We start from the raw sequence: 12,299 nt of genomic DNA on the forward strand, positions 1-12,299 counted from the left end.
TTCGAGCATGTTCGTTCACTTCGATCGGCCGGTTCCCGGGTGGGAACCGGCCGATGGCATTCGGACCCTGGTGTTTTTAGCCAACTTGGCGGCCCAAGAGACCACTGGCGATACCGCGTCCTCGACCTCTACTGAGCGGCTAGTCCATCGGTTAGTCGGTTCCACCGTTCATGATGTGCTGGCTTTAGCACTGATCGATGACCTACCTGTTCCACCAGGCTCAAAGCTCTCTGATCTTGGCTACCCGTTGGTGCCAGCTACTGGCGATGATGACACCGAGCTGGTTGACGACGCCGAGGGCTTCCTCCTGTTGGGGCTACCGCTCCAGGAAGACACCGGCGTGGTCGAGGTGGAATTTATCCTCGATGCTGGCTATCTCCCGATCCCAGGTGAGGTGCTGGAAGCTGAGGGCAAGCACGTCATCCATCGTTTGCTCGCGGAAGCCGAGCGGGTAGCTCGGGTTATAGGCCGAAACACCCTGCAAACCTGGCTGCTGCATAGCCCAGATGAACCAGCCGGTACCGGTGAGTTCGCCGATCTCTTGCGCGAATATGGCTACCTGCCAGGGTTAACTGAAATTCAAGGGTTTGTAGATATCCAATCCAATATCGCCACCACCGCCATCGGAGAATCCTTGCCCCAGGACGCTAGTCTTCGGGCAGAGATCATCCGAGATCTCTGCGTACCTGAAGCATTGATCCCCGGATTAATTGAGCTCTACCGATTAGCCTCGGTGGAGGTGCCCCATGGCAGCCTTGACGCAGAACCCGTGGAATGGACCCCGAGGAGGTTGCACCAGGCAGCGAAGCGAGTAGTGACCACGGAGCGAAGCATGCTCTCGGTGCTGTTGATCGACGACTCTGGGGTCATTGGTCTTAGCGAGGTGACCTGCCATCCTGGTTCTGATCCAGATGTGCTCGAGCAGGGCATTACCATCATCCACCCCCGTGCCCGTGGACGCGGCCTAGGTCTGCTCCTCAAACGAGAATTGCTCCACGCGGTGGCCACAGAGCTGCCCGCCGCCCGCCGGATTTATACCTCCTGCGCGAGCGTGAATAGCGCCATGATTGCGGTCAACGAGGCACTTGGGTGGCGAGTTCTCAGCGGTGGCTCTGGCTGGCAGAAACACCTTCCTACGGTCTAGCTGCCTAGTCTGTGGGCTGTTGATTCGGCTCAGCGTCTGGCTTGGCTGTCGGGCTAGTGGCGTTTGGGTGGTCAGGGTGGCGCTCGGCGGCGCGGTGACGACGGTCGTCGATAAGCAACGGGTTGTCTTCAGCGGAAGCATGCTGCTGGGAGACCATCGCGGAGCGTTGTGCGTAGCCGACCTCATCGAGGTTTTCTTGTTGAGCGCGCGAATCCGCCAACTCCGCCTGTTTATCATCGCGACGCAGCGCAACCATGCTGTAGGCGAAGAAAGCTAGGGCAACTGCCAGGATGGACACCCACATACCAATATTCAGGTCAACTCCGTCGCTCGAGCTGCTGCGGGTCTGTCGCAGCCAAATTGCGAAGATTGAGTAGGCCAAGCCGACGGTGCAGAACATCCAGGCGATCAGGCCGAAGACTGCGCGCCGGGTAATCAAGGTCAAGGTGCTAAACAGTCCCAGGCCCAGAAACAATAGATTGGCATAGGAATACTCGGTGATCTTGATTCCCGATTCCGAGGCTGCGGGCAGATGCAGCAAGATCTCGTATCCACGAACGTCGCCGGCCTGCGGCAGCAAGAGTGCGATGACGTAGAGGACCACCGCTGCGAGCAGGGTGTAGAGGTGGACGCCCAGGTTCATCCGACGGGCGGCCTTTTTCTCCTCTACCGCCAGGTTGCGCACCGACTCCGAATTCTTCCGAATCTGCGTGGAATCAGAAGCATCTGATTCTGGGGTGGTCTCACTCATATCTCAGGCATCTCCTTGATTCTCCGCGGGCCGGTGCTGGTAGTGATTCTGCCCGGAGGTCTATTGGCCCAGAATAGACCCGAGGACAGCTAGAGACCGCACTCCCCCGCAGCCACGGGGGTCGAGGCGGGTGCCCCCAGGCTGGGTAGCCCAAGGCCCACTCCGATCGGCGCGGTGGTGGGCACCCGCCCAGCAGCGGACATGTCCCCGGCAGCAGTCCGGCGATGTGTGATCACTCCGGCATCAGCGAGCAGGAAATAGGGGGTCGAATCAGTGACCACGGTGGTGATGACATCACCGGGTCGGATTATTCCGTCTAGCTCGCCGTTAGGGGCGAAGTGAACTAGGCGTCCATCGCGTGCTCGGCCGCTCATGCGCTTGGTGGCGGCATTCTTACGCCCACCAACTGCTTGGACCAGCAGCTCAACTTCGGTGCCGACCAGCGCCGCATTATCTTCTTCGCTGACGCGTTCTTGGAGCGCAATGAGACGTTCGAAACGTTCTTGGACGACCTCTTTGGGAATCTGCTCCTCATAGGTGGCAGCCGGGGTACCAGGGCGCGGTGAGTATTGAAAGGTATAGGCCGAAGTAAAGCGGGACTGCTCGACGACATCAAGGGTGGCTTGGAAATCTTCCTCGGTCTCCCCCGGAAAGCCGACGATGATATCGGTAGTAATAGAGGCGTGCGGGATCTTCTCTCGTACTTCGTGCAGGATGTTGAGGAATTTCTTGGAGCGATAAGAACGACGCATCCGCTTGAGCACGTCATCGGAGCCCGATTGCAGGGGCATATGCAGCTGCGGGCAAACATTGGGGGTCTCAGCCATGGCATCAATGACATCTGAGGTGAATTCGGCCGGGTGCGGGGAGGTAAAGCGCACGCGCTCTAGTCCTTCTAGCTGGCCGCACGCGCGTAGAAGCTTAGAAAAGGCCGAGCGATCCCGTTCGATATCGGGATCGGCGAAATTCACGCCATAAGAGTTGACGTTTTGGCCCAACAAAGTGACTTCGCTGACGCCTTGATCAACGAGGGCTTGGACCTCGGCGAGAATCTCGCCTGGTCGACGGTCGACTTCCTTGCCACGCAGACTGGGCACGATGCAGAAGGTGCAGGTGTTATTGCAACCCACCGACACGGATACCCAACCGGCATAGGCGGACTCCCGCTTGGCCGGAAGCACTGAGGGAAAGGCTTCCAGCGATTCAACGATCTCTACCTGAGCTGACTCGTTGTGTAGGGAACGCTTCAACAGCGTCGGCAGGGCGCCAATGTTGTGGGTACCAAAGACCACATCCACCCACGGCGCCTTGGTGACCACGGTGTCGCGGTCCTTCTGCGCCAGGCAGCCGCCGACGGCAATCTGCATGCCGGGATGTTTCTCCTTGGTGGATTTGAGCTGGCCAAGGCTGCCATAAAGGCGCTCATCGGCATTTTCTCGAACTGCGCAGGTATTAAATACCACCAGGTCAGGATCATTTCCGGCATCGGCGGCGACATAGCCGGCTTCCTCGAGCAGGCCGGAAAGGCGCTCGGAATCGTGCACATTCATCTGGCACCCGAAGGTGCGGACCTCATAAGTGCGGGGGGTCTTGACGGGGGTATCTACTTCTCGCTGCTCCACGCAGGTCATTGTAGCCACCACCAAGAGGTCCACCCAACCGGCTAGTAACCACCAAACAAGGCCCTTACCTGCCAACTAATAGTTATTGCCGTTCACGCCCGACTGTGTCCACCTCGCGGATTCTTTGCAAACTTCGCGTATTCGCTGTGAAATTGATTGGAAAAGTGTCGAATTAGCGAAGCTTGTATGTATAAGATTCCCCTCATGACGCAGAACACACAGGACACTGGTCGTGGTGCGGAAGAAGTCCCCATGATCAAGATGACGGACGTGCAGAAGTTCTTCGGCGACTTCCACGCGCTCACCGACATCAACCTGGAGGTGCCCCAAGGGCAGGTCGTAGTGGTACTCGGCCCCTCCGGTTCCGGCAAATCAACCCTGTGCCGCGCAATCAACCGCCTCGAGACAATCGAAGGCGGCTCCATCGACATCGATGGACAGATCCTGCCTGATGAAGGACGCGAGCTAGCAAAGCTGCGATCCGACGTCGGCATGGTCTTCCAGCAGTTCAACCTTTTCCCGCACCTGACGATTAAAGAAAACGTCACCCTCGGCCCCCTCAAGGTGCGCGGAATGAAAAAGGCCGAGGCTAGCGAACTGGCGATGGCACTGCTCGACCGAGTCGGCATCGCTGACCAGGCTGCCAAATATCCTGCTCAGCTCTCCGGCGGTCAGCAACAGCGCGTGGCCATCGCCCGAGCACTAGCGATGAACCCGAAGGTCATGCTCTTCGACGAGCCGACGTCGGCCCTCGACCCAGAAATGGTGAACGAGGTTCTCGACGTCATGACCGGGCTAGCCGGAGAAGGCATGACCATGATCGTGGTCACCCACGAGATGGGCTTCGCCCGTCGGGCGGCCGATCGTGTCCTCTTTATGGCTGATGGCTTGATCGTCGAAGACACCACCCCGGAGGAATTTTTCTCCAATCCGCGTACTGACCGAGCCAAGGACTTCCTTGGCAAGATCCTCTCCCACTAAATACACGAGCAGCAAAGGACCTAAAAGACCATGAATCGCATGTTCCTCCGCACCCTCGCATTGACCTCCACCACTGTTGTGGCCGGCGTCTCCCTCGCCGCCTGTGGCAGCGACTCATCCTCCGATGACAACATGCTCGCCGCCATCGAAGCCGGTGAGGTCACCGTGGGAACCAAGTTTGATCAGCCCGGCCTTGGTCTGCGCAACCCGGACGGCACCATGTCCGGCCTCGACGTCGACGTCGCTGAGTACATCCTCAACTACATCGCTGAGGACAACGGTTGGGACGAGCCCTCCATCGATTGGCGCGAGACTCCTTCCGCCCAGCGTGAGACGCTCATCCAAAATGGCGAGGTTGACCTCATTGCTGCGACCTACTCCATCAACGCCAGCCGTGCAGAGTCCGTCAACTTCGGCGGCCCCTACCTGCTGACCCACCAGGCACTGCTGGTGGCCGAGGACGAGGCTGAGATCACCGGTCTTGAAGGCCTCGACGGCAAGATCCTCTGTTCGGTCACCGGCTCCACCCCGGCGCAGAAGGTCAAGGAAGCTCTCCCCAGCGTCCAGCTGCAGGAATTCGACACCTACTCCTCCTGTGTTGAGGCACTGCGTCAGGGCAACATCGATGCGATGACCACTGACGCCACCATCCTGCTGGGCTACTCCGCACAGGCACCAGGCCAGTTCAAGGTCTTGGAAATGGAACAGGACGGCGAGCCCTTCACCAATGAGTACTACGGCATCGGCCTGACCAAGGACGACACCGAGGGCACCGATGCTGTCAACGCTGCGCTGACTGAGCTGCATGAGTCCGGCGAGTTCGACGTGCTGGTGGACAAGAACCTCGGCGGCGACGAGGCAGTCTCCCCCGGCACCCCGGGTGACCTGTCCTTCCTAGAGTAAAACCGCCCGAACTGAGTATTTTCGCCACGACAAGGAGACCCGCATGAGCGCACTATGGGCTGATCTCGGCCCGCAGTTGTTGCCAGCGTTCTGGCTGACCATCCAGCTGACCATCTATTCCGCGATCGGATCGATGATCCTGGGTACCATCCTCACCGCCATGCGGTTCTCCCCAGTCGCGATTCTGCGCGGGATGGCAACGTTTTATATCAACGTCTTGCGTAACACTCCCCTGACGCTGATCATCTTGTTTTGTTCCTTCGGCCTCTACCAAAACCTTGGACTGACCCTTTCTAACCCGGATTCCTCCACGTTTTTGATAGACAATAACTTCCGACTAGCCATCTTGGCTTTCGTTCTCTACACCTCAGCGTTTGTCTCAGAGTCCTTGCGCTCAGGCATTAATACAGTTCACTTCGGCCAAGCCGAGGCCGCCCGCTCGTTGGGATTGACCTTCGGACAAATTTTCCGACTGGTGGTCTTTCCCCAAGCATTGCGTGCCGCCATCGTCCCGTTGAGCAACACACTCATCGCGTTGACCAAGAACACCACGATTGCTTCCGTCATCGGTGTCGCTGAAGCTTCACTGCTAATGAAGTCCACGATTGAGTTCCACGCCAACATGCTGTTTGTGATCTTCGGTATCTTCGCACTCGGCTTCATCATCCTGACGCTGCCCACAGGCCTGGCCTTGGGCCGGCTCTCCGACCGCATGGCGGTGAAGAAATAATGAGCGCCCAAGCAACCGTCCTTTATGACATTCCAGGGCCGAAAGGTCGACGCAACAACCTGATCTACACAGCCATTACCGCTGTGATTGCAGCCGGAATCATCGGCTGGGTGTTGTGGACTCTCGGGGCCAACGGCCAATTGACAGCCGAAAAGTGGGATCCCTTCGTCGACCCGCTGACGTGGAAGACCTACCTGCTCCCCGGCCTCTGGGGCACTCTGAAATCAGCTTTCGTTTCCATCTTGCTGGCCTTGATACTCGGTGTCCTGCTCGGATTGGGAAGGCTTTCAGAGAAATCCTGGCTGCGGTGGATCTGTGCTGTGATCGTCGAATTCTTCCGAGCGATCCCAGTGCTGTTGCTGATGATTTTCGCCTATCAGCTCTTTGCCATCTACAACATGGTCCCGCCACAGCAACTGGCTTTCTCCGCAGTCGTATTCGGACTGACCATGTACAACGGATCAGTTATCGCAGAGATTCTGCGCTCCGGCATCAAGTCTCTGCCCAAGGGTCAAACCGAAGCTGCCCGTGCGCTGGGTATGTCTCATCGCCAGACCATGTGGACGATCCTGCTCCCCCAGGCCGTGGCATCCATGCTGCCGGCGCTGATTGCCCAGATGGTTATCGCACTGAAGGATTCCGCACTCGGCTACCAGATCGGCTATGTGGAGGTTGTCCGCTCCGGCATCCAGTCCGCTTCTGTTAACCAGAACTTCCTGGCCTCGCTGGCAGTCGTGGCGATCATTATGATCCTGATCAACTGGGGGCTGACCAGCCTGGCCCAGACAATCGAAAAGCGACTTCGCTCAGGGCGCGAGAAAAAGAGCACCCCGGTGGCAGAGACCACGGAAGATACCACCGAAGACCAGCCCGTGGCCGAAGTACCTGCACAACCTGCTCCGGGATCTGGCGAAACTAAGAGCTAGGAAATTAACCTCAGCTAAGCTCGTTGATCCGCTCTTCGAGCGCCTCGCGGGCCAGGCGAAGGGACATCCCTTCGTTGAAGCCACGGCGGGCAAGCACTCCGACAATACGTCGGAGTGCTTTATCGCGTTCGGACCATGATGCGGGGATCTCGTGGATACTGCGAGCCTTCTTAGCAACCAAGGACCTGGCGGTGGCTTCTTCATCGGAAGGTTCAATCTGCTCTAGCGCTAACGCGCGGGTATCCGCATCCACGCCCTTATCTACCAGCTCTCGATCGAGCGCGCGGGCTGATTTGCCCCGCCGTGCATGGCGCTGGCGGACCCATTCTTGAGCAAAGTGGGCATCATCCAGCAGACCAACGCCAACGAGGTCCTCTAAGACAGCGTCAACAACGACTGGTTCGAATTCAGCAGCCAGAAGCCTGGTGCGGAGTTCGTGTTGGGACCGTGCCCGTTGATCGAGCAATCCCAGGGCGCGTTTACGCACTGGCGCTTTTGCTTCTTCAGCCTCGTGATCAAAAAGACCTGGGGTCTGCCCTTCCGCGTAGTCAGCCAGTGCCCTGCGGAGCTTTTCTAGGGTGGCCTGTTGGCCGGAATCGGAGGTCAACTACGGCTCCTTCTAAACCTATTTCTTGGCTGTAGTTTTTTCGTCCTCATCGTCGAAGTCGACGTTGGGGACCATATCAACCGGGTCATCGCTGAGGCTATCGTCAGCGCCCTCGGCTTGAGCACCGATACCAAGCTTGCTAAAGATCTTGCGCTCGATCTCATCAGCCAGCTCTGGGGTCTCTTTGAGTAAGAGTCGGGCTTTCTCTTTACCCTGACCCAGCTGGTCGCCCTCGTAGGTGTACCAAGAGCCGGACTTTTTCACGATGCCGTTCTCCACACCCATATCGATCAAGGAAGACTCACGAGAAATGCCCTCGCCGTACATGATGTCGAATTCAGCAATTTTAAACGGCGGGGAGACCTTGTTCTTGACGATCTTCATGCGGGTGCGGTTGCCAATTGCGTCTTGGCCGTCTTTGAGAGTCTGAATTCGGCGCACGTCACAGCGGACAGAGGCATAGAATTTTAGAGCTTTGCCGCCGGTGGTGGTCTCCGGGGAACCAAACATCACGCCGATTTTCTCGCGCAACTGGTTGATGAAGATGGCGGTGGTATTGGAATTATGAAGCGCACCAGTCATCTTGCGTAGAGCCTGGCTCATGAGCCTGGCCTGCAGGCCGACATGGCTATCTCCCATCTCCCCCTCGATCTCGGCCTTGGGCGTCAGTGCTGCCACGGAGTCAATGACGATGATGTCAATCGCTCCGGAACGCACCAGCATGTCCGTGATCTCGAGAGCTTGTTCGCCAGTATCCGGCTGGGAGACCAACAACGCATCCGTGTCTACGCCAAGCTTCTTGGCATAATCCGGGTCAAGCGCATGCTCAGCATCGATGAAGGCAGCGATGCCGCCGGTCTTCTGTGCCTGCGCGATGGCATGCAAAGCCACGGTGGTCTTACCGGAAGATTCTGGCCCATAGACCTCGACGATGCGGCCACGGGGAAATCCGCCAATGCCGAGTGCGACATCGATAGCAGTGTTGCCGGAGGAGATTACCTGCATCGGCGGACGATTATCATCGCCCAAACGCATGACTGCGCCTTTGCCGAAGTCTTTCTCAATCATCGCTAGCGCGGCGCCAAGTGCCTTGTTGCGATCATCGCCGGTGGAAGAGGCGTTGGTCTTCTTCTTAGGTGCCATGGAGGTTATTCCTTCTGTCGAGGTGGCTATCAGCGTTGGATGCATCGGGCGGGAAAGTGTGTCCACATCCTATTAGACGTTGAATCCCCGCCTGCGGCTCCCGTGATCCGCAGATTGCACCGCCAGATTCTTCTTTTACTAAGGAGCAAGGATATCTGCCGTCTCCGTCATCGAGTTCGAACCTACACGCACATCTGTTCGAATGCAACGGCTATCAGTCATGATGACCTGGAAATTTCATCACACCCCGAAAGGCGGATCATCCCTGCCCAGACGTCGCGATTCAGGGATTTGGAAATCATCACACAGGCCCAGCCATACCGCCCTAAGATCCTCACCCTGTTCGATAAGTTGTTCGCCAGTGCGACCAAAGGTGGCCAAGACATGCGAATGCACGATCCACCCAGCCTGAAGTGGGCCAAACTCATCATTGATGAGCTGATGAAATTCCGTCAACCGCATACCCCGATAGTACCGCCGCTAGCCAATCTCGAAAGTCTGATCATTGAACATCATTCAAAATAGCCGCTATCGTGGCTAAACACCGTTCAATGATAGAGTCTCACACCATGACTGAAACAACTTCCCAGCCAAGTAGCTCCCGCGTTTCCTCTCGATCACGGGTGCAAGATCTGGCTTATATCTGTGTCTTCGCCGCGCTGATGATCGTCTTAGCGTTTGTCGCCGTCCCTGTCGGTGTCTTCGGAGTCCCCATCGTCCTCCAGAATGCGGCAGTAGTCCTAGCTGGCTTGGTCCTCGGCGGGCGGCGCGGATTCCTCGCGGTAGCCCTATTCCTTGGCCTGGGAATGCTAGGACTGCCGGTGTTAGCCGGTGGTCGCACCACTCTCGCTGCACTGGCCGGCCCCACCATTGGCTACGTCGCTGGCTATCTCATCTCGGCGACGGTCGCCGGCGCCATCGCCTACCGCGCCCCCGCTCAACGGCGAAAGACCCAAGCGGCTATCTTCGCCATCGCTGCCACCGTTGGTCTATTCCTGCAATACCTCAGCGGCGGGCTCGGCCTAATGTGGCGTGCTGGCCTGAGCTTTAGCGAAGCTGCCCTGGCCCAGGTACCCTTCCTCATCCCAGATCTTGCGAAATTCGCGTTCATGGTGGTCATTGCCCTAGGCATCCACGCCGCCTTCCCTGACCTATTAGCCCCTCGTCGGCGCAGCGCCTAGTCTTCGACATCATGGTTCATATTCGTTTCGACGAGGTCTCCGTCAGCTATCCCGGTAGCACTTTCCCGGTCCTTGACCAGATCCATCTGGATCTCCACGAACACCGCATCGGCATCATCGGCGCAAATGGCTCCGGAAAATCAACCCTCGCGCGATTGATCAATGGGCTCGGGGATCCGACTCAAGGCCACATCTCTATCGATGATCTAGACGTTTCCAAACACGGTCGAGAGATTCGCCGACGAGTAGGCTTCGTATTCTCCGACGCCGAGAATCAGATCGTCATGCCGCAAGTTTATGACGACGTCGCCTTCTCCCTGCGGCGACTCAAACTCTCCAAACAAGTGAAAAAAGAGCGTGTCGACGCCGCCCTCAACCGCTTTGGCCTCAGCCGCCATGCCGAAGCCTCCCCCCACACCCTCTCCGGCGGGCAAAAACAACTCTTGGCACTGGCTGCCGTATTAGTGATCGAACCAGAGTTGATCATTGCCGATGAACCCACCACGCTGTTGGATCTGCGCAATCGGGCACGCATTGCCCGCGAATTCGCTCAACTTGAACAACAATTGATCGTAGTCACTCACGATCTAGAGATGCTCGATGACTTCGACCGAGTGATCTGCCTCGACCAAGGCTCCGTGGTGGCCGACGGCGAACCAAACGAGGTCATTTCCTTCTATCATTCGCTGATCAGCCAGAATCCGCTATGAAGATCACCTCGATCCCCCTAGGTGTCTATGTTCCTGGCCACAGCGCACTGCACCGAATGCCCGCAGGCCTCAAACTGCTCGGGTTGCTCGGGTTTATCATCTCCAGCACCGTGCTAGCGGACACCGTAGTAATCGCGGTGGGAGCTGTGGCAATGGTGCTGGCGGGCTACCTAGTGGCCCGTATCCCACTCAGAATCGCCGTAGGCCAGACCGCACCCGTCTTGCCCGTGTTGCTGATGCTCGGAGCCTTTCAATGGTGGCAGCGCGGTGCAGAATTCGCAGCAGTAACAGTTCTGACACTTTTCGCCGCCGTCGCAGCCGCCGCGCTACTGACCTTGACCACTACTATCGCCGAACTTATGGAATCGATCGAGACTGGTCTAGCACCCCTGGGGAGGCTTGGCCTGCCGGTGGAGACCATTTCCCTCGCCGTATCTTTGACTATTCGGCTAATTCCGCTGCAATTGGCTACCGTCCAGGATGTTCTGACAGCCAGGAAAGCCCGTGGGGCCGGGTTTTCTATCGCAGCCTTCGGGACTCCAGTACTGATTCGCTCAATCAGACGAGCCCGAGGCTTGGCCGAGGCGCTCATCGCTCGCGGAGTAGCTGACTAACCAACTCAGAACGCACAAGAACACCCGCCCCCGTGCCGATGGATAAGGCAAGGAAGCGGGTGTTCGAGGTTTTCTCAAAGATTAGAAGGCTAACTAGATCGGGAATTACTCCCCGCGTAGCTCACGCATCCGCTGAGCGACAGCATCATCGGTGCCAGCAGCAGAGTCGCCAGACTCAATTGCCGGATCTGCAGCCGGTGCGGAAATCTGGTTTCCACCAGCCATCTCTGCACGGATCTGCTCGAGGCGAGAGTGGCCAGCCATCTGGACACCAGCCTGCTGGACCTCAGCCATCCGACCCTCAACGGAGTTCTCAGCCAGCTCGGCCTGACCCAGAGCGGTGGAGTAACGACGCTCAATCTTCTCGCGCACCTGATCCAAGTTCGGGGTAGAACCCGAACCATTAGTGATGGCGTTCATTGACTGCAGGGAATCGGAGACCTTCTCCTGCATCTTCGCCTGCTCCAGCTGAGAGAGCAGCTTGCTGCGCTCAGAGACCTGCTGCTGCAAGGCAAGAGCATTGCGCTCAACGGCCTGCTTAGCTTTCTCAGCCTGCTGAAGAGACTGATCATGGAGCTGCTTGGTATCTTCCACCGATTGCTCGGCGGTAATCAGCTGCGCAGCGAAGGCCTCGGCGGCGTTTTCATACTCGACGGCCTTAGCTTGGTCGCCCTCAGCACGAGACTTGTCGGCGAGCTGCAGTGCCTGGCGAGTATTAGCCTGCAGCTTCTCGATTTCGCCGAGACGACGGTTGAGCTGCATCTCCAACTGGCGCTGGTTTCCGATGACCGCGGCAGCCTGCTGGGAGAGTTCCTGGTGCTGACGCTGGGACTCCTCGATGGCCTGCTGGATCTGAATCTTCGGATCCGCATTCTCCTCAATCTTGGAGTCGAATGCCGCCATCAGGTACTTCCATGCCTTCGAAAAGGGATTAGCCATGCTGGATTGGACCTTCCTAAAAATGTTTCAATGAAATTAGTCGAGGAA

The 12,299-nt window shown here is 57.8% G+C and carries 14 protein-coding genes; 8 read left to right on the top strand and 6 right to left on the bottom strand.

The window, feature by feature from the left end; all coding sequences use genetic code 11:
• Window positions 1–7 precede the first annotated feature (7 nt).
• Window positions 8–1,144: a GNAT family N-acetyltransferase gene (locus C5L39_RS02945; protein ID WP_123047385.1), complete on the top strand. Its 1,137-nt coding sequence runs from the start codon at window positions 8–10 to the stop codon at window positions 1,142–1,144.
• 4 nt (window positions 1,145–1,148) lie between these two features.
• Here the strand turns inward: C5L39_RS02945 and C5L39_RS02950 are convergent, their stop codons facing one another.
• Both C5L39_RS02950 and miaB read right to left on the bottom strand, forming a co-directional pair.
• Entirely contained in the window at window positions 1,149–1,895 is a 747-nt protein-coding gene (locus C5L39_RS02950; RefSeq protein WP_197714707.1) for an Rv2732c family membrane protein, read from the bottom strand.
• 89 nt (window positions 1,896–1,984) lie between these two features.
• Window positions 1,985–3,517: a tRNA (N6-isopentenyl adenosine(37)-C2)-methylthiotransferase MiaB gene (gene miaB / locus C5L39_RS02955; RefSeq protein WP_281270220.1), complete on the bottom strand. Its 1,533-nt coding sequence runs from the start codon at window positions 3,515–3,517 to the stop codon at window positions 1,985–1,987.
• Window positions 3,518–3,769: 252 nt separating this feature from the next.
• On the opposite strand from miaB, the gene gluA reads away from it, so the two are divergent.
• Genes gluA through C5L39_RS02975 form a run of 4 tightly spaced genes read left to right on the top strand, consistent with a single transcriptional unit; the run spans window position 3,770 to window position 7,057 of the window.
• A complete protein-coding gene (gluA, locus tag C5L39_RS02960) occupies window positions 3,770–4,498 on the top strand; it encodes a glutamate ABC transporter ATP-binding protein GluA (RefSeq protein ID WP_123047796.1) in 729 nt (242 codons plus the stop codon).
• 30 nt (window positions 4,499–4,528) lie between these two features.
• On the top strand, window positions 4,529–5,401 hold the full coding sequence (locus C5L39_RS02965; protein ID WP_123047387.1) for a glutamate ABC transporter substrate-binding protein: 873 nt from the start codon (window positions 4,529–4,531) through the stop codon (window positions 5,399–5,401).
• A 43-nt stretch (window positions 5,402–5,444) separates the two neighbouring features.
• Window positions 5,445–6,131, top strand: coding sequence for an amino acid ABC transporter permease (locus C5L39_RS02970; protein WP_123047388.1), 687 nt, complete (start codon window positions 5,445–5,447; stop codon window positions 6,129–6,131).
• A complete protein-coding gene (locus tag C5L39_RS02975; RefSeq protein ID WP_123047389.1) occupies window positions 6,131–7,057 on the top strand; it encodes an amino acid ABC transporter permease in 927 nt (308 codons plus the stop codon). Before C5L39_RS02970 ends, C5L39_RS02975 begins: the two co-directional genes overlap by 1 nt.
• Window positions 7,058–7,067: 10 nt before the next feature.
• Here C5L39_RS02975 and recX read toward each other — a convergent pair whose 3' ends face one another.
• The 3 genes from recX to C5L39_RS02990 all read right to left on the bottom strand — a co-directional run bounded on the left by recX (window position 7,068) and on the right by C5L39_RS02990 (window position 9,269).
• Window positions 7,068–7,664 (bottom strand): recombination regulator RecX, encoded by a 597-nt coding sequence (gene recX, locus C5L39_RS02980; protein ID WP_123047390.1) that lies wholly within the window; start codon window positions 7,662–7,664, stop codon window positions 7,068–7,070.
• An 18-nt stretch (window positions 7,665–7,682) separates the two neighbouring features.
• On the bottom strand, window positions 7,683–8,807 hold the full coding sequence (recA, locus tag C5L39_RS02985; RefSeq protein WP_123047391.1) for a recombinase RecA: 1,125 nt from the start codon (window positions 8,805–8,807) through the stop codon (window positions 7,683–7,685).
• A gap of 240 nt (window positions 8,808–9,047) precedes the next feature.
• Window positions 9,048–9,269: a DUF3046 domain-containing protein gene (locus C5L39_RS02990; RefSeq protein WP_123047392.1), complete on the bottom strand. Its 222-nt coding sequence runs from the start codon at window positions 9,267–9,269 to the stop codon at window positions 9,048–9,050.
• A gap of 107 nt (window positions 9,270–9,376) precedes the next feature.
• On the opposite strand from C5L39_RS02990, the gene C5L39_RS02995 reads away from it, so the two are divergent.
• Genes C5L39_RS02995 through C5L39_RS03005 form a run of 3 tightly spaced genes read left to right on the top strand, consistent with a single transcriptional unit; the run spans window position 9,377 to window position 11,312 of the window.
• Window positions 9,377–9,988: a biotin transporter BioY gene (locus tag C5L39_RS02995; protein ID WP_165857959.1), complete on the top strand. Its 612-nt coding sequence runs from the start codon at window positions 9,377–9,379 to the stop codon at window positions 9,986–9,988.
• 11 nt (window positions 9,989–9,999) lie between these two features.
• Window positions 10,000–10,698 (top strand): energy-coupling factor ABC transporter ATP-binding protein, encoded by a 699-nt coding sequence (locus tag C5L39_RS03000; protein ID WP_123047394.1) that lies wholly within the window; start codon window positions 10,000–10,002, stop codon window positions 10,696–10,698.
• A 2-nt stretch (window positions 10,699–10,700) separates the two neighbouring features.
• Entirely contained in the window at window positions 10,701–11,312 is a 612-nt protein-coding gene (locus C5L39_RS03005) for an energy-coupling factor transporter transmembrane component T family protein (protein ID WP_165857978.1), read from the top strand.
• A gap of 105 nt (window positions 11,313–11,417) precedes the next feature.
• On the opposite strand, the gene C5L39_RS03010 is transcribed toward C5L39_RS03005, so the two are convergent.
• Window positions 11,418–12,251, bottom strand: a complete 834-nt coding sequence (locus tag C5L39_RS03010) for a PspA/IM30 family protein (RefSeq protein ID WP_123047396.1) — start codon at window positions 12,249–12,251, stop codon at window positions 11,418–11,420.
• Window positions 12,252–12,299 lie beyond the last annotated feature (48 nt).

It is taken from the genome of Corynebacterium alimapuense, from assembly GCF_003716585.1.
Classification (GTDB): Bacteria; Actinomycetota; Actinomycetes; order Mycobacteriales; family Mycobacteriaceae; genus Corynebacterium; species Corynebacterium alimapuense.

Excerpts from the sequence above, each read along its gene's own strand:
- C5L39_RS02945 (WP_123047385.1), top strand. The coding sequence starts at position 8 with ATGTTCGTTCACTTCGATCGGCCGGTTCCCGGGTGGGAACCGGCCGAT.
- C5L39_RS02950 (WP_197714707.1), bottom strand. The coding sequence starts at position 1,895 with ATGAGTGAGACCACCCCAGAATCAGATGCTTCTGATTCCACGCAGATT.
- gluA (WP_123047796.1), top strand. The coding sequence starts at position 3,770 with ATGATCAAGATGACGGACGTGCAGAAGTTCTTCGGCGACTTCCACGCG.
- C5L39_RS02965 (WP_123047387.1), top strand. The coding sequence starts at position 4,529 with ATGAATCGCATGTTCCTCCGCACCCTCGCATTGACCTCCACCACTGTT.
- C5L39_RS02970 (WP_123047388.1), top strand. The coding sequence starts at position 5,445 with ATGAGCGCACTATGGGCTGATCTCGGCCCGCAGTTGTTGCCAGCGTTC.
- C5L39_RS02975 (WP_123047389.1), top strand. The coding sequence starts at position 6,131 with ATGAGCGCCCAAGCAACCGTCCTTTATGACATTCCAGGGCCGAAAGGT.
- recA (WP_123047391.1), bottom strand. The coding sequence starts at position 8,807 with ATGGCACCTAAGAAGAAGACCAACGCCTCTTCCACCGGCGATGATCGC.
- C5L39_RS02990 (WP_123047392.1), bottom strand. The coding sequence starts at position 9,269 with ATGCGGTTGACGGAATTTCATCAGCTCATCAATGATGAGTTTGGCCCA.
- C5L39_RS02995 (WP_165857959.1), top strand. The coding sequence starts at position 9,377 with ATGACTGAAACAACTTCCCAGCCAAGTAGCTCCCGCGTTTCCTCTCGA.
- C5L39_RS03000 (WP_123047394.1), top strand. The coding sequence starts at position 10,000 with ATGGTTCATATTCGTTTCGACGAGGTCTCCGTCAGCTATCCCGGTAGC.
- C5L39_RS03010 (WP_123047396.1), bottom strand. The coding sequence starts at position 12,251 with ATGGCTAATCCCTTTTCGAAGGCATGGAAGTACCTGATGGCGGCATTC.